19 protein-coding genes are annotated in these 22,157 nt (G+C 53.2%); 3 read left to right on the forward strand and 16 right to left on the reverse strand.

Annotated elements, in window-relative coordinates; translation table 11 throughout:
* Positions 1-153 precede the first annotated feature (153 nt).
* The 6 genes from secF to ruvC all read right to left on the reverse strand — a co-directional run bounded on the left by secF (position 154) and on the right by ruvC (position 6,624).
* Positions 154-1,251: a protein translocase subunit SecF gene (secF, locus tag CFELI_RS07270; protein ID WP_277105057.1), complete on the reverse strand. Its 1,098-nt coding sequence runs from the start codon at positions 1,249-1,251 to the stop codon at positions 154-156.
* A gap of 2 nt (positions 1,252-1,253) precedes the next feature.
* A complete protein-coding gene (gene secD, locus CFELI_RS07275) occupies positions 1,254-3,125 on the reverse strand; it encodes a protein translocase subunit SecD (protein ID WP_277105056.1) in 1,872 nt (623 codons plus the stop codon).
* A gap of 469 nt (positions 3,126-3,594) precedes the next feature.
* Entirely contained in the window at positions 3,595-3,906 is a 312-nt protein-coding gene (yajC, locus tag CFELI_RS07280) for a preprotein translocase subunit YajC (RefSeq protein WP_277105055.1), read from the reverse strand.
* A gap of 90 nt (positions 3,907-3,996) precedes the next feature.
* Entirely contained in the window at positions 3,997-5,115 is a 1,119-nt protein-coding gene (ruvB, locus tag CFELI_RS07285) for a Holliday junction branch migration DNA helicase RuvB (protein WP_277105054.1), read from the reverse strand.
* Between the two features lie 107 nt (positions 5,116-5,222).
* Entirely contained in the window at positions 5,223-5,837 is a 615-nt protein-coding gene (gene ruvA, locus CFELI_RS07290; RefSeq protein WP_277105053.1) for a Holliday junction branch migration protein RuvA, read from the reverse strand.
* A 58-nt stretch (positions 5,838-5,895) separates the two neighbouring features.
* Positions 5,896-6,624: a crossover junction endodeoxyribonuclease RuvC gene (ruvC, locus tag CFELI_RS07295; RefSeq protein WP_277105052.1), complete on the reverse strand. Its 729-nt coding sequence runs from the start codon at positions 6,622-6,624 to the stop codon at positions 5,896-5,898.
* On the opposite strand from ruvC, the gene CFELI_RS07300 reads away from it, so the two are divergent.
* Positions 6,590-6,733: a hypothetical protein gene (locus CFELI_RS07300; RefSeq protein ID WP_277105060.1), complete on the forward strand. Its 144-nt coding sequence runs from the start codon at positions 6,590-6,592 to the stop codon at positions 6,731-6,733. The genes ruvC and CFELI_RS07300 overlap by 35 nt on opposite strands.
* Positions 6,734-6,933: 200 nt before the next feature.
* Here CFELI_RS07300 and CFELI_RS07305 read toward each other — a convergent pair whose 3' ends face one another.
* Both CFELI_RS07305 and CFELI_RS07310 read right to left on the reverse strand, forming a co-directional pair.
* Positions 6,934-7,689 (reverse strand): YebC/PmpR family DNA-binding transcriptional regulator, encoded by a 756-nt coding sequence (locus tag CFELI_RS07305; protein WP_277105051.1) that lies wholly within the window; start codon positions 7,687-7,689, stop codon positions 6,934-6,936.
* Between the two features lie 153 nt (positions 7,690-7,842).
* Complete coding sequence (locus CFELI_RS07310; RefSeq protein WP_277105050.1) at positions 7,843-8,733, reverse strand: acyl-CoA thioesterase; 891 nt, start codon at positions 8,731-8,733, stop codon at positions 7,843-7,845.
* 531 nt (positions 8,734-9,264) lie between these two features.
* Here CFELI_RS07310 and CFELI_RS07315 point away from each other — a divergent pair.
* Both CFELI_RS07315 and CFELI_RS07320 read left to right on the forward strand, forming a co-directional pair.
* Positions 9,265-9,738 carry a DUF3817 domain-containing protein gene (locus tag CFELI_RS07315; RefSeq protein WP_277105059.1) on the forward strand — a complete coding sequence of 158 codons (474 nt, stop codon included), beginning with the start codon at positions 9,265-9,267 and terminating at the stop codon, positions 9,736-9,738.
* 187 nt (positions 9,739-9,925) lie between these two features.
* Positions 9,926-11,242, forward strand: coding sequence for a glycosyltransferase 87 family protein (locus tag CFELI_RS07320; protein WP_277105049.1), 1,317 nt, complete (start codon positions 9,926-9,928; stop codon positions 11,240-11,242).
* Here CFELI_RS07320 and CFELI_RS07325 read toward each other — a convergent pair.
* The 8 genes from CFELI_RS07325 to thrS form a co-directional block, all read right to left on the reverse strand.
* Positions 11,237-12,856 carry a cryptochrome/photolyase family protein gene (locus tag CFELI_RS07325; protein ID WP_277105048.1) on the reverse strand — a complete coding sequence of 540 codons (1,620 nt, stop codon included), beginning with the start codon at positions 12,854-12,856 and terminating at the stop codon, positions 11,237-11,239. The genes CFELI_RS07320 and CFELI_RS07325 overlap by 6 nt on opposite strands.
* Positions 12,857-12,891: 35 nt before the next feature.
* On the reverse strand, positions 12,892-13,344 hold the full coding sequence (locus CFELI_RS07330) for a hypothetical protein (protein ID WP_277105058.1): 453 nt from the start codon (positions 13,342-13,344) through the stop codon (positions 12,892-12,894).
* A 2-nt stretch (positions 13,345-13,346) separates the two neighbouring features.
* Positions 13,347-14,462, reverse strand: a complete 1,116-nt coding sequence (locus CFELI_RS07335; RefSeq protein WP_277105047.1) for a glycosyltransferase family 4 protein — start codon at positions 14,460-14,462, stop codon at positions 13,347-13,349.
* Between the two features lie 353 nt (positions 14,463-14,815).
* Positions 14,816-15,745, reverse strand: coding sequence for a phosphatidylinositol mannoside acyltransferase (locus CFELI_RS07340; protein WP_277105046.1), 930 nt, complete (start codon positions 15,743-15,745; stop codon positions 14,816-14,818).
* Between the two features lie 111 nt (positions 15,746-15,856).
* Entirely contained in the window at positions 15,857-16,528 is a 672-nt protein-coding gene (pgsA, locus tag CFELI_RS07345; RefSeq protein ID WP_277105045.1) for a phosphatidylinositol phosphate synthase, read from the reverse strand.
* Positions 16,521-17,111 (reverse strand): ATP adenylyltransferase, encoded by a 591-nt coding sequence (locus tag CFELI_RS07350; protein ID WP_277105044.1) that lies wholly within the window; start codon positions 17,109-17,111, stop codon positions 16,521-16,523. Before CFELI_RS07350 ends, pgsA begins: the two co-directional genes overlap by 8 nt.
* A 1,451-nt stretch (positions 17,112-18,562) precedes the next feature.
* Entirely contained in the window at positions 18,563-19,186 is a 624-nt protein-coding gene (locus CFELI_RS07355; RefSeq protein WP_277105043.1) for a CAP domain-containing protein, read from the reverse strand.
* Between the two features lie 590 nt (positions 19,187-19,776).
* Positions 19,777-21,849: a threonine--tRNA ligase gene (gene thrS / locus CFELI_RS07360; protein WP_277105042.1), complete on the reverse strand. Its 2,073-nt coding sequence runs from the start codon at positions 21,847-21,849 to the stop codon at positions 19,777-19,779.
* Positions 21,850-22,157 lie beyond the last annotated feature (308 nt).

Genomic DNA, 22,157 nt, shown 5'->3' on the forward strand with positions numbered 1-22,157 from the left:
ATATAAATGAATGCCGAATAATCGCAAGGCTGCTTATAAATGGTGCGGGTATCGCCTACGTACCGGACAAAAATAACCCCCTGTGCAGTGGAGAGCAAACCGCTACTACCACTGCACAGGGGAAAACTGTCACCGATTAATCCCTTTCAAGATCTAGGTGCCAGGGCGCCAAGAAGCAGTACCAGACGACGGCTGCTCAGGAGACACAACCGTGCGCTTTTCAGGCTCCGGCCACACTGGGTGCACATACCCTACAGGAGTCGCGCGTAGCTGCTCCACCTTCGCATTATGCTCCCTCGTTGCACGAGTACGGTTCTTCAACGACACCAAGAACGGTGTGGCAAGGAAAATCGACGACACAGTACCTTCGACAACACCAATCAACTGAACCAGAGCCAAATCCTTCAATGTGCCCACACCCATCAGCCACACAGCAATCACCATCAGCGCCAGAATTGGCAACACCGAAATAACGGTCGTCGAAATCGAACGCATCACAGTCTGGTTAATAGCCAAGTTCGCATGCTCCGCATAAGTGACACGACTATTACCCAAATAATTCACCGTATTCTCACGCACCTTATCAAACACAATCACGGTGTCGTACAAAGAGAAGGCCAACACTGTAAGCAAACCAATAACCGAGGCAGGAGTCACCTCAAAACCAAACAGTGCATACACACCAATGATGAACACGAGGTCGACACCCAAAGCAGCAACAGCTGCCACGGCCATCTCACGTTGCAGTCGCAATGCGATATAAACGAACACTGCCAGCAGGAACACGCCCATGGAAATCAGCATACGGTTGGTAATCGTTGAACCCCACGACTCAGAAACCGTAGAATCACCGATCACATCAGGAGTTGGGGTGCCCGTGGCGTCGACAGGCTTAAACTCTTCAAACAATGCCTCGCGAGCAGCATCGATCTTCGCTTGCGGCAAACGCTCAGAGTTCACTTCCAAAATGCGGGTGTCACCCGAACCCACAATCTGAACGAGAACCGGATCAACACCGGTTGCCTCCTCGAAAACCCGCTCAACGGCGTGAGTTTCAAGAGTGCCCGCAGGCATGTTCATCTTAGTACCACCCTGGAAATCAATACCCAGGTTGAAACCACGCAGCAAAACACTCAACACGCACACAGCCAACACCGCAAGAGTGACCATGTAGCTGACACGACGCTTGGCTACGAAATCAATTCCGCCTTCGCCGGTAAAAATCTTTGAAAAAGTACTAGAGGAAGACACTGTTATTTTCCTACTTCCATCTCAGCGAACGCGGCGGCACGTTCAGCATCGGACTCGGACTTCCGAATAGGCCCCTCGCGCTTGACCAAATCCATGACCTTACCCAATCCATTTGCAGCAGGCTTGGCTGTCCACGGCTTACGCGAAGCCATGATAACCAACGGTGCGGTGAACAGGAAGGTGACCAGAAGGTCGAAGACAGTAGTCAGACCCAAAGTGAAGGCGAAGCCCTTGACCTCACCCACCGCGAGAATGTACACCACAACCGCAGCAATCAAGGTGACGAAGTTACCCGTCACAATAGTATTCCTTGCTCGCTCCCATGCGTGCGGAACCGCAGAACGGAACGTGCGACCAGCACGAATCTCATCCTTAATGCGTTCGTAAATCACCACGAAGGAGTCCGCAGTAGTACCAATACCAATGATCAAACCAGCCACACCGGCAAGATCAAGAGAATAACCAATCAGACGGCCCAAAAGGACAAGCGAACCAAAGACAAACAGCCCAGACATGCCTAGAGAAACCAGCGAAATCACACCGAAGAAACGGTAGAAATACAAGGAGAACAACGCCACGAGTGCAAAACCCACAAGACCAGCGATCAAACCAGCCTCCAAGGATGCCACACCCAAAGATGCTGGAACAGTGATAGCGGTACCACCCTGCTCACCATTTTCGCCAGCGAAAGACAATGGCAACGCACCATAACGGAGGTTATTTGCCAAGTCTTGCGCTTCCTGCTGGCTGAAGCTACCAGTAATCGAAGTAGCCGAGCCCACTGGGGTTGCCGACTGAATCACTGGTGCGGAAATGATCTTCGAGTCCAGTGTGATAGCTACTTGCTGCTTGAGATAGTCGGTGGTGAGCTTCGCCCACGTAGCCGAACCTTGGCTTGCACCATCTGACTTGAATGCGAAGTTAATTTCCATCTGGCCACTCTGGGAGTTTAACCCACCAGCAATCGGACGGTTGGTATCGATTTCTTCGCCAGTTAAACGCTTACCAGTGGCCTCATCCGTTTCACCCACCAACAATGGCACTGGGGAAAGAATATAGACCTGATTACTGTCTGCTTCACAGGCAACCAATGGCTTAGCGGGGTCATCGCTGCCTTGCAACAAATCTGGGGTATCATCGCAAGTCATCAACGATGCTGCTGCCAGCTGCACCACAGGATCGGTTGATTGACGATCCTGTTTAAGCACATTCATAATCTCCTCGCGGCGATCAGCTGACTCAATGGAGTTTGCTGGCTGGCTAGGAGCTTGAGCAGTAATCTTGATCGACTCAACAGGTTTGCTTTCAGCAGGAGCGGCTTCCTGCTCGCCTTCCTTCTTCTCAGCATCAGCTGCTTCTTGAGCTGCCTTGAAGTTCTTTTCTGCCTCTTCAAGTTTTGGCTTGAGTTGATCGGCAGTAGCTACACCGGCGGCAACCCAACGGTTAGCCATCTCTTCAATTGCTGGCAACAGTTGAGTCAGATCAGCATTGCCCGGCTGCGCCACTGGACGGAAGAACAACTGCGAGGTTTGGCCCACAGCACGAGCCTGGGAAGTATCCTCACCTGGGACAGTGATCACCAAGGTCTTACCGTCGATAACAACACTGGCGCCGGACACACCCATGCCATTAACGCGGTTCTCCAAGATATTGCGCGCCTGGTTAAGCTGCTCGTGGGTCGGCTCAGTTCCCTGAGGAACAAGAGTGACACGGGTACCACCTTGCAGGTCAATGCCCAGCTTTGGTGTAGCGCTGCGATCACCGGTGAGGAATATCAGGGCATAAATCGAGACGAGGAGCACAATGAAAAAAGCAATGGCCTTACGGGGCCATGTTTCCCATCGAGTCCCGCCGCTTCGGGATGACGAAGCCAATGAACAATCTCCTTGTATGAGAAATGAAAGTTATTTTTCTTAATTCACAATAGACAGCACGCTACTGCACTTTAAAACCGAAACCCACCGTGCGGTGTCGAATCCGCACCACACTACATCCCCGAACCCACGACTAGGTGGGTACGAGTAAGAATGCAGGACTGCCACCAACACATCCATATCCACGCAGGCGAATATGACAGTGTGGGGCAATAAATGTTTCATCGACCATGCTACGGCACAATCAGGACACCTTAAGATTTTTCACAGAAGGTTCGCTGATTTCCACTCGCGATTATGCCGATAGAGAGCAACACGCAGCAACAAGGCCACAGCTAAGCCTACCCTCACCCACGTTTAGGGGGGATTGCCGCGAGAGTCAATGAGGATGTGTGGGCGTCGAAAAGCTGAGTACAAGTATCTGATACCTCATCGTGCGCCAGCACAGCGCACCACCAGGCTACTTATTCTATTCAACGGTTGGCTGGGTGTCGTCTACAGATGCGGTGGACTTGAGCTCTTCATTGGTCACATTACGCACAACCGCAAGGCGCTCCCACCACGTGCGCACCTGGGGTGCAATCTCCAGTTCGACACGAGTTTCTTCAATACCTGTCACAACTCCATAGAGCCCTGCGGTGGTTACCACCTGATCGCCAATCTTGAGGTCTTCCTGCATCTGGTGGATCTCTGCGAGACGACGACGCTGCTTGCGCTGAATCATGATGTTGGGAACCATGACGGCAGCCAAGATCAGCAATAGCAAAATAATTGAATCCATGGTGATTAAGTTTGCCAAAGACCCACCAAAAGTGCGAGCTCAACACTCACACAACAAACTGCTCTGAGCGCATGCGAACTCGAACGGTGATCAGTATAGAGTGTTCATGATCCCAGCAGGAGGTTCGAGGCCAAGGTGGAGCCATGCAGCGGCAGTAGCCACACGGCCGCGTCCGGTGCGACTAATCATGCCGGCACGCACGAGGTAGGGTTCGCAGACTTCTTCCACTGTCGAAGGCTCCTCACCCACTGCTACTGCCAAGGTCGAGACACCTACTGGGCCACCACCGTGTCCCTTGATGAGTGCTTCAAGCACTGCGCGGTCGAGGCGGTCGAGCCCCATTTCGTCTACGTCGAACACAACGAGTGCAGCCTGCGCAGCGGCAAGGTCGATGTGACCATTGGAGTTCACTTCCGCATAGTCACGCACACGACGCAGCAGACGATTGGCAATGCGCGGGGTGCCCCGAGAACGGGAAGCAATTTCGACTGCCGCATCTGGGTCGATGCTGACCCCAATGATTTTCGCCGCACGGGTAACCACTTTGGTTAAATCTTCGGTGTTATAGAACTCCATTTGCGCGGTGAAACCAAAGCGATCCCGCAATGGGCCGGTAAGCATGCCGGAGCGGGTGGTCGCCCCCACGAGGGTAAATGGTGCTAATTCTAGAGGAATGGAGGTTGCGCCAGGTCCTTTGCCCACGATCACGTCAATGCGGAAATCCTCCATTGCCATGTACAACATTTCTTCGGCCGGGCGTGCCATACGGTGAATTTCATCGATAAAGAGCACATCACCTTCCATCAGGTTCGACAACATGGCAGCCAAATCCCCTGCTCGCTCCAAGGCGGGGCCGGAGGTCATGCGTAAGGAGGTGCCGAGTTCGTAGGCGATAATCATTGCCATGGTGGTTTTACCCAACCCAGGCGGGCCTGAAAGTAACACGTGGTCAGGGGTCACTCCACGATTTTTTGCACCGGTGAGCACGAGATTGAGCTGATCGCGTACTTTGGGCTGCCCGATAAATTCACCGAGGCTTCGTGGGCGAAGGGTGGTTTCAATATCATTTTCACCGCTGTGTTGGCGCGCATCCACTGCTGCTTCCGCATCGCGCCCTAAACCGTGTGCGGGCGCGGATGGGTCGTGGGTTGCCCGATTCTGTGGGTGTGGTTCGGGAACCACGAACTCTGTTTTTTCTACGCTCGCCATTGTTCTTTGTGCCTTAGTGTGTACGGTGAATTACTGCTTATAAGCTGGGTCCAACTTTACAGTTCAACCTTATTCCATGAGGTTTGTGCAATGATTGTGCACGTGTTTTATTTTGTGCCCAACGCTGCCAGTGCGGTGCGGAGCGCTTGGGCTGTGTTGATATCGGGGTTTTCGGCGAGCACTGCTGTGACGGTAGGTTCAGCAATTTTTTCACTAAAGCCCAAGCCGACGAGCGCTTCAATCACTTGCTCGGCCACAACGAGAGCGTTTCCAGCCATCGGCGCGTGGGCGGTGGTTGCGGTGTCTACTGCAGCGGTAGTGAAGGCTGTAACCTTGTCTTTGAGATCTACTACCATGCGTTCTGCCATGCGTTTGCCCACGCCTGGGATTTTTTGCAGGGTTTTAGAGTCGCCGTGAGCGATAGCTGCTGAAAGCTCGGCTGCGCTCAGTACTGATTGCGCGGCGAGTGCGAGTTTCGGGCCAAGGCCTGAGACGGTTTGCAGGAGGCTAAACAGGGCGCGGCTATCTGCGTCGAGGAATCCGTAGAGAGTATGTGCGTCTTCGCGCACGATCATGGTTACAAGCACGCGTGCTTCTTCTCCGCGCACAAGCTGACTGAGCGTGTGGGGCGTTGCGAGGATTTGGTAGCCTACGCCGTTGCATTCGATGACGGCGCTACCGAGTGCAATATCGATTACGGTTCCGCGGAGTGAAACAATCATGGTGTGCTGGGGTTTCTTTCGTGAATAAAAAGGTGTGCGAGTGTTAGTTATTCAGCGCTTATCGACGCCATGCTCCACGCACCTGTGCTTGTGACTGTAGCTGGGCTTTGAGTTGTTCAGGGGTCATGCCACCTGACATGGGGGATCTGGTGGCCATGCCTTCGATCATGTGGTGTTGGGATTGGCGACCGTGGCTTCGGGCTTGTGCTTGTTTGGCTTGACCAAGTATCCCTTGGGTGCGTTTTGCTTGGGCTGCGGCTCGTTCGGCATTGTCTTTATGCATAGCGAGTACGGGGGCACGCCAGCAATGGCATACTGCAAGCGCGAGTGCGTCGGCAGCGTCAGCTGGTTTCGGTGCCTCAGTCAGCCCGAGGATCCTCGTGATCATGCTGGTCATTTGCTTTTTGTCAGCGCGACCGTTTCCGGAGACAGCCTTTTTTACTTCGCTGGGGGTATACATATGTACGTCGATGCCGCGTTGTGCGGCGGCGAGCATGAGGACACCTACGCCATGGGCGGTGTTCATGACAGTGGAGACATTTCCTCGTTCAAAGATGCGCTCGATTGCAACGACGTCGGGCTGGTATTCATCCATCCATTCGTTGACCGAGTCGCTGAGTTCGAGGAGACGGTGGGCAAGATCGGCGTCAGCTGGGGTTCGTACCACCCCGACGGCTACTGGAATAACACTTCGCCCGCGGCCTGCTTGCACGACGGAAAGGCCACAACGGGTAAGCCCAGGGTCGATTCCCATGACGCGCATTCCTTCGATGGATACGACATTCATCGTTCCGCCACCTCCTTTTCACGAGCTTGGGGCTTTGGGCATCGGCATTCACATGTTCACCGTTGTTGTGGCGTGCGAACGTATCGGCGCTTCCTGCCTTGTTAAGTAAGTCAATTGGTATATAACTTAGCACAGTAGTGCTAAAAATGCGGGCTTTGTACTGCTTGGTGTGCTAGGACAGCTTCGCGATTTTGCTTTGCTCCCACTGCCTCGCCTACGCAGCGTGAAAGCAGCGATAGCTACAGGCCCCAACTGTGCATCTTCGAGCACGGTTGGGGCCTGTGGGAAACTTTAGACGAAGGATAGATTTTACTCTGCTTCGAGGGCTGCGAGTACGTCCTCAGAAAGGTTCATGTTGGTGAACACGTTTTGAACATCGTCGGAGTCTTCGAGGGCGTCGATCAGTTTGAAAATCTTCTTCGCATCTTCAACACCGAGTTCAACTTCTACAGAGGCGCGGAAGTCGGAATCGGAATCTTCGACTTCAATCTCTGCTTCTTCTAGGGCTGCTTTCACCGCTGGCATATCGCCTGGTGCCGAGAGAACTTCGAACTTGTCGCCTACTTCGGATACTTCTTCAGCGCCGGCGTCGAGCACAGCCATCAATACGTCGTCTTCGCTGAGCTCACCCTTGTTGACGAGGACAACGCCCTTACGTTCAAACATGTAGGACACTGCGCCGGACTCGGCCATATTGCCGCCGTTGCGGGTCATGGCGGTGCGTACTTCGGTGGCGGCACGGTTGCGGTTGTCGGTGAGGCATTCGATCAGCACTGCAACGCCGTTGGGGCCGTAACCTTCGTACATGATGGTTTGCCAGTCGGCACCACCGGCTTCTTCACCGGAGCCACGCTTGCGGGCGCGTTCGATGTTGTCGTTGGGGACGGAGGCTTTCTTTGCCTTGCGGATCATGTCGTCGAGCGTTGGGTTGGCGGATGGGTCGCCACCACCGGTGCGTGCAGCTACTTCGATGTTTTTGATGAGCTTGGCAAATTCTTTGCCGCGCTTGGCATCGTTCGCTGCCTTCTTGTGCTTGGTGGTTGCCCATTTAGAATGGCCTGCCATTGGGTCCCTTTCTGCTCGTTGTAGCTGGGAATATCGTGAGAATGTGTCCCTAGAATTTTTCTAGTTTCTCCGATGTGCTCTGACGAAATAAAAATTATACGGCAAAAGGTGCCCTCACCCCTACCTCTAGTGTGTTTGTCGGGTTTTATCCGGCTATGTGGTGGCGGGGTTTGCTTGAGTCATCGGGAGGATACTCACACCTTTGGCGCGGTTGCGGGTCAGTCCTTCTTGGGTAACAATGGCAACAAGGTCGCCTGTTTCGTTGAATACTCGCCCGTGTGTGAGCGCACGACCGGCGTGGGCGGATGGGGTGATTTGGTCGTAGAGCAGCCATTCGTCGGCGCGGAATGGGCGCAGGAACCAGATGGCGTGATCGAGTGAGGCCATTTGGATTTCTGCACCTGGATGGGGCACGAGTGCTGTGTACAGCAGGGTCATATCGGACATATAGGCCAAGGTGCACTGGTGGAAGTGTTCAATATCTGGCAGTCGTTTTTTGGATTTGAACCAGACGAGTTGGCGCGCGTGGGTGCGTCCGTCGTAGTCGGCGGTGTTGACGATCCTAAAGTCCCATTCGGTCCACGATTTCAACAGTGTTTGCGCGCTTTCGGGTAGCGCATCGTAGTCCACTGGAATGTCGTGTGGTTTGGGCACGTCGGGGATTTCGTCGCTGTGCTCAAGGCCTAGGTCACCGCGGCGGTGGAAAGAGCAGTTCATGATGAATATTGCTTCGCCGTTTTGTACAGCGGTTACTTGGCGACTGCGGAAGCTGCGGCCATCCCGCACGGTATCCACATGGAAAATGGTGGGTTTGGTGGAATCACCAGGTCCGACGAAGTATCCGTGAAGTGAATGCAGTGCACATTCTGGGTCGACACTATCGACTGCAGCCGACAGCGCTTGGGCAGCTACCTGCCCGCCGAATGTGCGGGTGAGCAAGGAGGGGATGACGGGTCCGCGGTAGAGGCCCGGGTCGATCTTTTCTAAGGTGAGGATGTCGGCGATGCCTGCGCCTTCAGAAAAGTGTGGGGCGGTTACGTTCATGGGACTTTTAGCTTTCTTTGTCTCCAGTGTTGTCATAGTTATGCACTGTCACTTTCCGACACTACTGACCTTTCCCACCTACCGTGAATAGATTACGCGCTCATGCGTGTGTACTTGATGGAAGGTGGTGGCAGCGTGTAAGTCTTCGTTCATCCTAACGAAGCTGATCATCAATCCCTGAAGTACAGGGGCTACACGCGGGGGGATGAATCCGTATTCTTTGCTGTTAAGTCGCGGTATCTTGGTTATTCTCACACGGCGTTGTTCATTGAAGTTGCTGCTTTAAAGAGCTACTTTTTCGCCACTATTCTCGGTTGCGTTTGTGCGTGAGTCGTCTATCGTGGCCCGTTTTCCACTGTATGGGGCATGTCGGTGGGTTGTTACTCAACCGATGGGTTGAGTGTGGATCGGTCAGCTCGATGTATTTGTTGGCCGTGAGCGCGCTGAAGCTGGTTTTCTTTGCGCGAGTCTGTCATTGTTGTGTGCATGAATTCTTTCGCAGCCGAGTCGAAATCGCCCACGTTTAGTTTTATGCATCCTCGCCGTGTGCATAAGGCTGTGGCGATTGGGGAAATGTTTACCTGGTCTTTTCTGATTATTGGCATGATCTTGAAGTATTCCTCCACCACTGCGGCGGTTGTTCCGATTGCTGGTGGCATTCATGGTTTCGGTTTCTTGTGCTTTGTTATTTTCACTCTCGCTATTTGGGTAAATAATTCCTGGCCAGCTTCCTGGGGTGTGCTGGGTGTTGCAGTGTCAGCGATTCCTTTTGCGGCTTTGCCGTTCATGCTGCTGGCCGAAAAGAAGGGTTTGTTGGACCAGGATTGGCGCTTCCGTGATGGTGAGCAGCCTCGCACTGTCGCGGAGAAGGTTTTAGCGCTTGTGGTGCGGAATCCAGTGCGTGCGGTAGTGGTCGGTGTAGTGCTGGTGGCGTTCGTGTTTACTGTGTTGCTGCATCTGGGTCCGCCTGTGGATGTGGAAAAGGCGTTGAGCTCTTCTTCGTAGAAAGCTCGCTGTGCTTTGTTTGTACCCCCCTCTTTGTTTTTCGATCTTGACGGGGTGTGCGTGATGGTGCAAGCTGTGTTGAATCAATGAATTATTTTTCATTGTGGCGGTGCCCAGGTTCGTGGGGTGGGAGTGTGGGTGCCGTGTTTTTCGCTTGACACTGTTTTCGAAAGTACTCTTCACCATTGTGACTATTCCTCAATCGCTCCCCGATACTTCCCCCGCCCAAGGCGATGTTTCTACTGTTTCGCCTGATAAAGTGGGGAATTTAGGTTTTCCCCGGCCGAGGCTCGGTGTCGGTATTGGCGCGGTGTTGTGGGGTGCGTGGTTGATCAGTCGCGTGTTGTTGTTGCGGTTGACTAGCATGAATGAGTGGACAACGGGTGATGTTCACTATTATTTTTTGGGGGTTTCGGGGTTGGCGCCGGAGGCGATGCGGGAGTATCCGGCGGTTGGGGTGTGGCCGGCTCATCTTGTGTATTTTTTCACTGATGGTTCGATTGAGCAGTACTTGCCGCAGTTTATAGGGGCTTGTTTGCTTATCGACGCCGTATTCTTCGCCGTTTTGTTACGCGGGGTTTCCGCGTCTTCGAGTTGCACTATTATTTCTGCGGCGCTGATGTGGATTGTTTTTGCCCCTGCTACTGGTGCCACTTTTGTCCACCGCCTTGATCTCTACCCTGCGGTTATTGTGGCATTAGCGGGGCTTTCGTTATTTACCCGACCTGCTGTCAGCGGTGCGCTTTTGGCTTTAGCTACCATGATTAAGCTGTGGCCGGTTGCCTTGACCGCTGGATTAGTGTCTGGGTGGAAAAACCGTTCAACCTACGTTTCCTTGGGATGGTTTTCTTTCAGCTTGGTAATACTGGGTGCATTGGTAGCAGTCACCGGTGGTTTTTCCCGCCTGACGTCCCCTTTGGAGTATCAAGACGAGCGGGGTTTGCAGATCGAATCCATTGCCGCTACTCCCTTTATGTTTGCCGCAAGTCAGGACCACTCGGGTAGTTATGCGGTGTGGTATGCGCCGTCGAAAAGCTTTGAAATCACAGGCCCTGGGGTGGACATCGGGTTGCAACTGAGCACGACTGTCATGGTCTGCACAGTACTTGCAGGGATTGCGTGGGCACTTGTGATGGCGTGGAAGAATGCATGGACACCTCATGCTGCGTTGAGCTTTTTTATCGCAATGATCTTCCTACTAATAACCGCCAATAAAGTGTTCTCACCCCAGTACATCGTATGGTTAGGGCCTATTCTGGCAGTAGCTTTACTGCTGCACCCTGTTCGCTACGTCTATGTTCTTGCCGCAGGTGTGTGCGCGGTGGCCGTGATGGGGCAAGTGATCTACCCGTTCCACTACGATGAAATGCTCACTGTTCCCTTCGCCGCTAGTACGGGAATCACCATGCTGGTGCTACGCAACCTCAGCATTCTAGTTCTTACAATCATCGCCTGCAGCTTCGCCTACAGCGAGCTGCGCCGCGCTGTAGCGCAACGCTCATAACGAACGGTAAGCATCTAAAGCGCAGCGGCGTGATTCTTTCAGATCAACTAGTGGTGGCGGGTAGCTTGGGGTCGAAAACTCCTCAATAAACTCCTTGCGGTAGGTCGCATCAGGGTCGAAGCGCTTGGCTTGGGTATCGGGGTTGAAAATACGAAAGAATGGGGCCGCATCATCACCGCAACCAGCAACCCACTGCCAGTTAAATGGGTTCGCAGCGAGATCAGCATCCACCAGCGCATCCCAGAACCATTGCTCGCCCAGACGCCAATCAATACCGAGATTCTTCGTCAACAATGAGCCGGTCACCATGCGCACCCGGTTGTGCATCACACCGGTGCGCCACAATTCCCGCATTCCGGCATCCACCAGCGAAATCCCAGTAGTTCCTCGCGCCCAAGCCACAAAATCAGAACCTGGGGTCGAAAACTGTTCACTCACAAGGCGAAACTCATCCCTGCTTCCCGCAGGCTGGCTGCGATAAACCACGTCGAGTTCTAAAGGAAAACGCGCCCACGGATACTGTTCAAATTCACCGCGAATGCACTCCACCTCCATCAACGGGTTGTGGAACAACCTATGCCATGCAAAATCACGCCACAGCAATTCCTTGCAAAACACAAGCGCATCCTGCCCGCCCACACCTATGACCTGGTCATACACTACGCGCGGTGAAATCTCCCCGAAACGGAAATGTGGCGATAACCCACTGACCACTTGCTTAGAAGGAAAATCGCGCCCACAAGCATAGCCATCATCACCGTGGCGCGTGCCAATAGTTCTAAAAAATTCCTCCGCCCTCGCCCACGCACCAATTTCACCTGGCCTGTGATGCTGCGCAAACTCCTTGTCCCACGCAGGTTCACCCCGTTGTGCAGGCAGCAAACACAACCCATCCACAGCTGCCATAGTCGCTTCCTCACGGCCACCGACACTCGAACGCACAGCACTGAGATCCGCAGTAACCGTGTGCGACAAGCTAGTAGGGGCGTCGATACGCTCCTGCTCAAGAACCTGCATCGCCTTCTTCGAAAACGGACCATACACCCGATAATCCCCACCCTGATTGGTGCGCACCTGCCACGGCTCAGTGAGTAAAAAACCAGCACAACTGCGCGCAACCACCCCACGCTGCTTCAACGTCTCCTTCACCGACGCATCAACAGCACACAACGGCGCATGATAACGCCTCGACCACGCCACCTTCCTCGCCCCCAACTGCCGCACCAACTCCGGAACCACTACAGAAGAATCCCCAGCGCACACCACAAACGGAACGCCCACCTGTGCCAAATCCCGCGTCAGACTAAACAGACTGTGATACAACCACCACTTCGAAGCCCGCCCCAGCGGACGTGAACCCTGCTGGGACTCCAGAACAAATACAGCCACAACCGACGCAGGTTTCCCACCCACACCCCCACCACACAGCCACTCAAACGCAGCATTATCGCGAAGACGAAGATCATCGCGAAACCACATCACCCGATCCGCCGACCCACAACCATAATCAGCGAGGAGACGCCGAACCTGCTCACCCACCCCAACACCAGAGCCACTCCCCTGCGAAGAGGAGGAAAATACCGAATGCTCAAGACCCTGCACCATAATAGACATCCCCCCATTATTCCCTGCTGGGCGAACTATGCAATCTACACTGCCAACGTAAAATACTCCGGCAAACGCGCAGTACCACCCAAACGCAACACCCGCACCACCGGTTGGACGCGAAGATGCCGCGTATCGGTCACCGCGTCATTATAAAAACGATGCGCCAACTGCACACGAGCCTCAGCATCCACAATTGCCGGCGGAAGTTCCTGACCCAACTGTGCGATCGCCGACGCCACCGCGCGCTCTTTCTCCGCACGCAGCTCCAAACTCTGATAATCCAAACTCACCGACTCCGCCTCATGCGCCAACAACCAATGCTGCGGATACAACGCCGCCAACACCGCACACCTACGATCCAAAGCCGCCTGCAACGCATTCAGCGCCGCCTCAGTACGCACATGCAAACGATGCAGCCGATTAGCAGTCGAACTAGCCCAAAACACCAGCACAGTCACCACTACAGCGGTGACAACCGCAACCATCGTCGTCAGCGTCATCGAAACCTCCTGGTCACTTTCACCTTCGTGCCATCCGCAACCGTGTCATACACACGCAACACTTCCTTAACCACCGAAGACCAATCAAAAACCGCTGCACGCGCCCGACCAACCTCCACCAACTGCTGACGCATCTGTGGCGATGCAATGAGCATGTCCAACTTCGCCCGCAAATCAGCCGAATCACCCGTCCGGAACAACACACCCGCCGGTTGAGGGCCATTTGCATCACAGACTGCAGCAAACGCCTCAAGATCACTCGCCACAACAGCACAGCCCGCCGCCATAGCTTCAACCAACACAATGCCGAAACTCTCACCACCTACATTCGGTGCCACATATATATCAGCACGGGCAAGAATTTCCGCCTTCTCTTCATCACTCACACGACCCACAAAACTCATACCCGCCACTTTTCGCTTGGTTCCCCCACCGATCACAACCACGTGTGCACGATCTTCCAACCCAGCAAAAGCCCGCACCAGCACGTCAAGGCCCTTGCGTGGTTCATCAAGCCTGCCTAAAAAAACAATTTCAACCTTCTCCTGTGGCTTCTTATCCGAAGCCACGGCACGGAAACGCTCATGAAAAAGGGCAGTATAGACCCCATTGGGGATCAACACCGGGTCCCCACCTAACTGCTCCACCTGCCACCGTCTCGCCATCTCAGAAACCGCGATACCACCGTGAATCTTCTCCAGCAACGGACGCAATACCGGCAACGCCACCTTCAACGCCTTCGACCCCGACGACGACGCATGATACGTCGCCACAATGGGACCCTCCGCCACCATCAGTGCCGCAAGAGAAAAGCTCGGCGAATTCGGCTCATGAATATGCACAATATCGAAATCACCATCCGCAATAAAGTCACGAACACGCCGGAACGTACGCGGACTAAAGCTCAAACGCGCCACCGACCCGTTATAGCGAATCCCCACACTCTTGCCACCCTTGACCACAAAATCAGGCACGACCGTATCAGCAGAACACGGCCCAATCACCTTCACCTCATGGCCTAAATCAATCAACACATGCGCAAGATCAAGGATATGGGCTTGAACACCACCAGGTTCATCAAAAGAATAGGGGCACACAAACCCAATACGCATAACTTGTACTCCTTGTAACCCGGCAAAAAACCACGAACCAACGCATCACTCACGAACAGCCCACGCACTTACTCATACAACAACCAGTGTTTTAACGTTGCATGAGAAAAAGCAGACTTCCGCAATTATTCCTCCCAGTGTATCCATCACACACCGAACACAAGCGGATACACTCCAACGAACCCACAGGTGAAATTCCCCACCAGTGTATACGCCACCACAATCGCCACACTCACCACTAATAAACCACTGTTGCACCCTACTTTTGCATGAAGCTTTTCGAACAGGATGCAGTGCGCCTTCGTTTACTTACCTGTCAATTTTTCAGGCAACTTGGTCGCGTGTTGCTTCGCCTACTTCTGGACCGGCCTCCGATCACGATCCGCTATCCATAAGGGTTGTAACACATGCCAATCCACAGGATTCTTCGCAATATTCTCCTCAATCAACCGCGCCTGCTGTTGCACAGCCGACACAAGATCAGAAGTATCGACAGGTGCTGAAATACGAATCCCCCACTCCGGCTGAGTATCCGAACCCAAAAACCACGTATGGGCCACAAGCAACGTCGAATTTGTCTCCTGCGCTAAACGCACAGCACCAATCGGCATCGTCGTTTTCTCCCCAAAAAACTCCACCTCAACCCCCCTACCCTTCAAATCCCGCTCACCCAACAGGCACACAATCCCGCCCTCACGCGCACGCTCCACCAACACTGGATAGGGGGATTCGCCCTCCGGCCCCACATGTGGAAGAACCTCAAACCCCAGCTTCGTGCGGAAATCAACAAAAGCATCAAAAACCTCAGTCGGCTTCAACCGCTCAGCAACCGTGCTAAATCTCCCACAGGTGCGCACCAAATACAATCCCGCCATATCCCAATTGCCCGAATGCGACAGCACAATCACCGTCCCCGACTTCTTCTGCGTCGCAGCAAGCAAATGCTCCTTACCCTCAATCGTGCGATCCATCCGCTCCACCAATGAAGGATCATCACACATCTTCGGCAACCGGAAAGCCTCCAACCAATAGCGCGTATACGAACGCACCGAATCACGCACCAACTCACGTGTCACATTCTCCGCCCCCACCACACGCGACAAATTACGACGCAACTGATCCATCCCCCGCCCCCGATCACTGACACAATCAGCCCCCACGCGAAAAACCCACGCCGCCACAGGCAACGGCAACCAACCTACACACTTCCACCCCAACAGATACCCCTGCGCACTCACAGCAGACTTCACATCTGCCCACGAAACCAAACCCAACCGCTTCATACCGCTCCTTATAAAAAACCCCACACAACACCCATTCACCCAACCGCAACGGTACGAGAATGCCTGACGACGTCGACACGCATCCCCACACACAAGCACAGTTGCCCGAAACTACCGCTGCGAACCACTCTCAACCTGCGGATGCTCCTTCGCACCAGCAGGAGCCGCACACGCATCTTTCGCATGCTCATCGCGAGCCACGAACATCAACCGCTGCACAACCGTGACAACACTGCCCACCGCAAGCAACCAAAGAGCAACCTCAAGCGCAAACGGCACGCCCAAACCGCTCAAGCCAACACCCAACAGACCAAGAATCAACCGCTCAGGGCGTTCAATAAGCCCGCCCACCACAGTCAAACCACTCGCCTCACCACGAGCCTTCACATACGAAATGACCTGGGAAGCAACCAACACCACAAAACTCGCAGCAATCACTGACCCATGCGCCTGCACACCAAAAACCAGCCACCACGTAATAGCCGCGAACAACGCGCCATCCGTAATCCGATCACACGTTGCATCAAGCGTGGCACCAAACTTCGTCCCCGACCCCTTCATACGAGCCATCGTTCCATCCACCATGTCAAAGGCCGCAAACACACCCGACAACACAGCAGCAGCAAACAAATGCCCCATCGGAATCAACACGACCGCAATAGCAATCGTGCACGCAGCGCCCACAATCGTCACAGCATTCGGGCTTAAACCCATCCGCAACAACCCACGCGCGATAGGCTCCATCACAACAGCAGCAGGCTTACGCCCCTTCACACTAAGCACGGGCAACCCCTGGAGTCAACGGTTCTTCCGCAACTAACGAAGCCCACCCCTGAGCGAGCAACGAACGGGTTTCCCGCAACAACTGCGGCAACACCTTCGTCCCTTCAATAACCGTCATAAAATTCGCATCCCCATTCCAGCGCGGAACAATATGCAAATGAAGATGCTCACCCACACTTCCCCCTGCCGAACGACCTAAGTTAAAACCAACATTGCACGCATCTGGCTGTGAAATCCGCTTTAACACCTTCACCGCAGTCTGCGCGAAAGCCATTAGCTCAGCAGACTCCGCCACGGAAAGATTCTCTAAATTCGGCTCCTGGCGATAAGGCACCACCATCATGTGGCCCGAATTGTAGGGGTACAAGTTGAGAACACAATAGACCAGTTCACCACGAGCAACAATCAAACCTTCTTCGTCACTCATCTGTGGAATCTCAACGAAAGGGTTTTTGCGTTTCGGTGAACTTTCGTGCTGTGCCCCTTTGTTCACAATGTAATTCATACGGTACGGAGCCCACAGCCGTTCCAACCGGTCAGGGATACCGACACCCTGATCGCAAAAATCCTGTTCGCTGGTCATTATTTTTCCGTTTCTGCCGATAACAAGGAGCCCTCCGCGCACCAAACACGCAGCGCACGCCCACGCGGCACAAGAGAATGAGTATTCCGACTATCTTAGTCTGCACCCAATGCGAAAAGCATTCTGGCCACGCAGCACCAACCCATTTTATCCCGAGTAGCCACTACCCTAGGCAGTGTCAACCACACAGTGCTATGAACTAAATCCACACCATAGGACTTTTGTCTGCGGGCCTATCAAAGGGCTTTGATCCGGCCCACTACTTTTCACACCGCTGCGAAGGAAGCTCAACAACACCCGCACGATGGGAAACCTGAAAGTAGCCAGCTGCCGACCTCCACCTGTACATCCAATTCACCCCCTCTCCCCCGGCCTGTTACGGCCTAAAACAATGCCCTACCCCCGAAATCAACAAACAGAATGCGTTAAACCATCACACACATGGGGAGAACTTTTTCAAAACCATCCCCGTTGAAAGCATTACCTCCTGCTAGTCCAACCTCGAATGTGTAGGAACGAGCCGCGACCAGCTCTGATACTTGCGCTGTACAACACAAGCAGCAAAAGGAAACCATAAACGTCCAACAAAGATGTGTGTTATGCAGGGAAGTTCCGAAGCTACTTAATCACACCAAAAGCATTATAACGAAATAATAAAATACGAGCGATTACGCACGTGCACACGACGCAACACCACACGATCGCTCTGCCATTTCCAGGCGCCCTCCCGCGAAGAACTGGGTCTGGCATGCCCAAATAAATCGCAGGTAGAAGACTGATTCTATGGTCACCTCCAGTCTGAGAAGCCCTAGGTGAGAGGTTGACACCCCGCTGACAAATTCGTAGCCCAAGCTCCCGATCAATACCCGATCAACACTCAACAATTGAGACTGAAATTGAAAGCTACACCACGCATGTAATGCCTCGTTATCACCATAAGCAAAGGCCAGTAGTCAATAACGAGAAAAATACAAATTCTAGTTTCCGAGGCCAGCGAGTACGTAGTGATAGATCGCCGAAAGCCTATTCGTAAAATATTTTGCTACGGTCGCCCTATTGAATTTACTTAACCATTACCCACCATTTGGTTCTTGAACACACTATCGCGGGAAACGAGAGTTATTCAAATCTATACCCTCGTGAAAAAATGAGGCATTTTTCGTTATTGACCCTGCTCTTTCGCCCGAAAACAGCTTGGTGCACCGCGAAGTTTTGAAGAAAAAATAGCAATATTGTTGCGCAGACATTGCCAAGAAACCTGCGGTATGGATCGAACAGTGCGTATGTGAGCGCCTAGAAAACGACGTCACAAGAGCACCAAATTATTACTAACGTTCTGGATTTAAGGAATGGTGGGGATAGTGCGCATGCACTGTAATCCGGGAATCATCACAGGTCATTTCAGCACCAACCCACACCCAACCTTTAAGGGACGTCAGCCGTCAGAAGCGCTAGGAGCTGAGCAATCCGAGAGTGCCCCGTGTTGCTTGTGGAGCATCAGGGATCGTGCAGCTATGTTCTAAGCGGAAACGTTGCACAACAATTGGCTGACCTTTGTACTTACCGGTCTGATAGATCGCCACGCCGTGGCCTACCTCACGGTAGCCACCACCCAGGAGATTCGCATTGTGGCCCGGGCTTCCCACCCACATACCAAATGCACGTTCAGGCTGGTCACGGAAGGTCACGGCAATATTCTCGCCATGCCAGAAGCCATGGGAGCACATGTTCCGACCATCGCTATCATGATAGAACTCGCCGGTACGAGCCAAGTGATCAGCCCATTGCTGAGCGCTGGCATCCAGGTCTGAAGCTTGATTGACTGATTTCTTGCCGTGAATCAAGCGGTGTCCATTGACTTGCGCAGTAATCATCGAGCTCAGACCGGCGGGATCAACCGTCCTGAGATTCGTGAAATGCACAGGCACACCTGGGAATTGAGGTGATGCAGCCTGGTAGGACAATGAAGACGTCTCATCCTTCACGTCTTGATCAAAGTGGCTGACACCGAAGGGTAGTGCGATGCCAACAGTGGCGAAAATTAGGGCTAGATTACGCCGAATCTTGGTGTCCATGGGTTATAGCACCTCGCTTGTAAAGTCTGACAAATGAGCTAAAAGCTCAGGGACACGAGCATTTTGGTCACTTAGCTAAGAAAGTGCTCAAAAAAACAACATCAAATAAAAGTGATCCTTGTCAAAAAATGTAGACACAGTCAACAAATTAGTAGTTTGTGTCAACAAAAGGCCCGACACATCTTTGACAACCTTTCTACAAGCTAATAACCTGCAGAATTGTAATAAACATGGAAATTTCCGTCTTATTAAATCCAGTCGAAAACTGTCGTTAAAAAATTTTTTCTGCCACCCCCGCCGCAGGGCTACAGATGAAAGATTTGTGCACGAGTGCGAGACACATAAGGAACAACTTAAAAACCAAACTGAATTACCTTAAAAGACAACTAACTTTTGTCCACTTTCCCCAAAATCGGAAACCTCAACGCACTGTTAGTCCTTACAGCTTTCTCCAATAGCGTTCGCCAATAGACCGTCAGTTTACCCCCGTGACCACCCCCTTTTTAAACCAAGGTTGTCTTTTTGCTCGACGCTAGAGGGCACTAAAAAAGCAGGCCTTAGTCAGAGACTAAGGCCTGCTTAAAGCAAATTTAATGGGTGCCCAACTGTTCAGAAACATTCTGCTGACTTGGCTGAACGTTCGTGCGAGAACGCACCCATTCAGCAACAAGTTCAACAGCGGCATCAACCGGCACCCCGTTTACCTGAGTTCCATCTAAGAAACGGAAGGAAACGGCGTTTGACTCCACATCTCGGGCACCTGCAAGCAACATAAACGGAACTTTGCCCTGAGTATGGTTACGAATCTTCTTCTGCATACGATCGTCGGAAGTATCCACCGTCGCACGGATACCCTGATCGCGAAGACGCTGGGTTATCTTCTCCAAATGCTCGGAGAACGTATCAGCAACCGGGATACCCACAACCTGATGCGGAGCAAGCCACACGGGGAATGCCCCAGCGTAGTGCTCCAGAAGAACTCCGAAGAATCGTTCGATTGAGCCGAACAGTGCACGGTGAATCATGATTGGGCGTTTCTTGGCACCGTCGTTGGCGGTGTACTCCAGGTTGAAACGCTCAGGCAAGTTGAAGTCCAACTGTACGGTCGACATCTGCCAGGTTCGGCCAATAGCGTCACGAGCCTGGACGGAAATCTTCGGGCCATAGAAGGCTGCACCGGCTGGGTCTGGAACGAGCTCTAAACCGGAGGCATCAGCTACGCGCTGCAAGATTGCGGTAGATTTTTCCCAGATCTCGTCTGAGCCAACGAATTTGTTGGGGTCCTTGGTGGACAGTTCAAGATAGAAGTCGTCCAAGCCATAGTCACGGAGCAACGAGATGATGAAGTCCAAAACTGTGGTCAGCTCTTGTTCAAGCTGATCCTCGGTGCAGTAGATGTGGGCGTCGTCTTGCGTGAAGCCACGGGCACGCGTTAAACCGTGAATAACCCCGGACTTTTCGTATCGGTATACGGTACCGAATTCGAACAAACGTAGGGGAAGTTCACGATAAGAGCGGCCGCGGGATGCGAAGATCAAGTTGTGCATCGGGCAGTTCATGGGCTTTGCGTAGTAGTCCTGCGCAGGCTTGGTCACGTTTCCGTCTTCGTCGATTTCGCCGTCAAGCTGCATCGGAGGGAACATGCCATCAGCATAGAAATCCAGGTGTCCTGACTTCTGGAACAGATCCCCCTTGGTGATATGAGGGGTGTTTACGAAGGAGTAACCGGCCTGGATGTGACGGCGACGCGAATGCTCTTCCATCTCAAGACGCACAATGCCGCCGTTGGGGTGGAACACTGGGAAGCCGGAGCCGATTTCATCTGGGAAGGAGAAGAGGTCGAGTTCGGAGCCAAGGCGACGGTGATCGCGCTTTTCAGCTTCAGCCAGCTGGTGCTGGTACTCTTCGAGTGCTTCTTGGGACTCCCAGGCGGTGCCGTAGATTCGCTGCAGGCCAGCCTTCGACTGGTCGCCACGCCAGTATGCTGCCGAGGAGCGGGTAAGCGCGAACGCTGGGATGTACTTCGTAGTAGGAACGTGAGGGCCGCGGCACAGGTCGTACCATTCAACTTCGCCGGTGCGGGGGTTGAGGTTGTAGTAGCCGGTGAGTTCGCCTGCTCCTACTTCCGTTGCTTCATCAGAGTCAGGATCAACGGATCCCTTGTCCTCGATCAGTTCCAGCTTGTAGGGCTCGTTTGCCAGTGCTTGGGCAGCATCAGCTTGATCAGCGTAAACGCGACGTTCAAACTTTTGACCCTGCTTAATGATCTTCTTCATGCGCTTTTCAATACGCTGAAGATCTTCTGGGGTGAATGGTTCAGCTACATCGAAGTCGTAGTAGAAGCCGTTGTCGATGGCTGGGCCGATACCAAGTTTGGTACCGGGGAACTCTAATTGCACAGCTTGAGCCAACACGTGTGTGGTTGAGTGGCGGATGACGCCACGGCCTTCCTCAGTGTTTGCGGGAACTGGGGTGACGTCCATATCAGTGTCGGGAACGAAGGACAGGTCCCTCAGGTTTCCCTCAACATCCTTGATGCAAACGATGGCTTCGGGGCCTTTGTTTGGCAATTCCAACTCGCGCATAGCAGCACCAGCTGGGGTTCCGGCGGGTACCGTGAAAGGCTTGTGTGGATTTGCAGCAGCAGTAGTGAACTGTGCCATGAGTAGTGCGCTCCTTTGTGAGCTCAGGCACCCACACGTCATACCTGGACGCGAGGTGCATAGGAAAAGTTATGGTATGGCGCCACCCACCCTTTGAGGTTTTCACATGCACGAGACAGAGAAATCCTTGCAGAACAAGCTCCCCCATTGTGTGAGGTTCACAGTTAGTACTGGTAGAAACGGCGGTAAACGTTGTATCCAGCGTTGATAGGGCAAACTGTGTCTACACACGATGTGGGGATACTTGCTTCAGTGTTTTTCATCACATAGTGATGCGAAAATGCAAAAGTGGGGCTCGAGAACACCCA

It is taken from the genome of Corynebacterium felinum, from assembly GCF_030408755.1.
GTDB classification, from domain to species: domain Bacteria; phylum Actinomycetota; class Actinomycetes; order Mycobacteriales; family Mycobacteriaceae; genus Corynebacterium; species Corynebacterium felinum.

Excerpts from the sequence above, each read along its gene's own strand:
- CFELI_RS07350 (WP_277105044.1), bottom strand. The coding sequence starts at position 17,111 with ATGACCAGCGAACAGGATTTTTGCGATCAGGGTGTCGGTATCCCTGAC.
- ruvC (WP_277105052.1), bottom strand. The coding sequence starts at position 6,624 with ATGAATGTCGTATCCATCGAAGGAATGCGCGTCATGGGAATCGACCCT.
- thrS (WP_277105042.1), bottom strand. The coding sequence starts at position 21,849 with ATGGCACAGTTCACTACTGCTGCTGCAAATCCACACAAGCCTTTCACG.
- CFELI_RS07315 (WP_277105059.1), top strand. The coding sequence starts at position 9,265 with ATGCATCCTCGCCGTGTGCATAAGGCTGTGGCGATTGGGGAAATGTTT.
- CFELI_RS07335 (WP_277105047.1), bottom strand. The coding sequence starts at position 14,462 with ATGCGTATTGGGTTTGTGTGCCCCTATTCTTTTGATGAACCTGGTGGT.
- ruvA (WP_277105053.1), bottom strand. The coding sequence starts at position 5,837 with ATGATTGTTTCACTCCGCGGAACCGTAATCGATATTGCACTCGGTAGC.
- CFELI_RS07325 (WP_277105048.1), bottom strand. The coding sequence starts at position 12,856 with ATGTCTATTATGGTGCAGGGTCTTGAGCATTCGGTATTTTCCTCCTCT.
- CFELI_RS07355 (WP_277105043.1), bottom strand. The coding sequence starts at position 19,186 with ATGGACACCAAGATTCGGCGTAATCTAGCCCTAATTTTCGCCACTGTT.
- CFELI_RS07305 (WP_277105051.1), bottom strand. The coding sequence starts at position 7,689 with ATGGCAGGCCATTCTAAATGGGCAACCACCAAGCACAAGAAGGCAGCG.
- yajC (WP_277105055.1), bottom strand. The coding sequence starts at position 3,906 with ATGGATTCAATTATTTTGCTATTGCTGATCTTGGCTGCCGTCATGGTT.
- CFELI_RS07310 (WP_277105050.1), bottom strand. The coding sequence starts at position 8,733 with ATGAACGTAACCGCCCCACACTTTTCTGAAGGCGCAGGCATCGCCGAC.
- ruvB (WP_277105054.1), bottom strand. The coding sequence starts at position 5,115 with ATGGCGAGCGTAGAAAAAACAGAGTTCGTGGTTCCCGAACCACACCCA.
- CFELI_RS07340 (WP_277105046.1), bottom strand. The coding sequence starts at position 15,745 with ATGAAGCGGTTGGGTTTGGTTTCGTGGGCAGATGTGAAGTCTGCTGTG.
- CFELI_RS07300 (WP_277105060.1), top strand. The coding sequence starts at position 6,590 with ATGACGCGCATTCCTTCGATGGATACGACATTCATCGTTCCGCCACCT.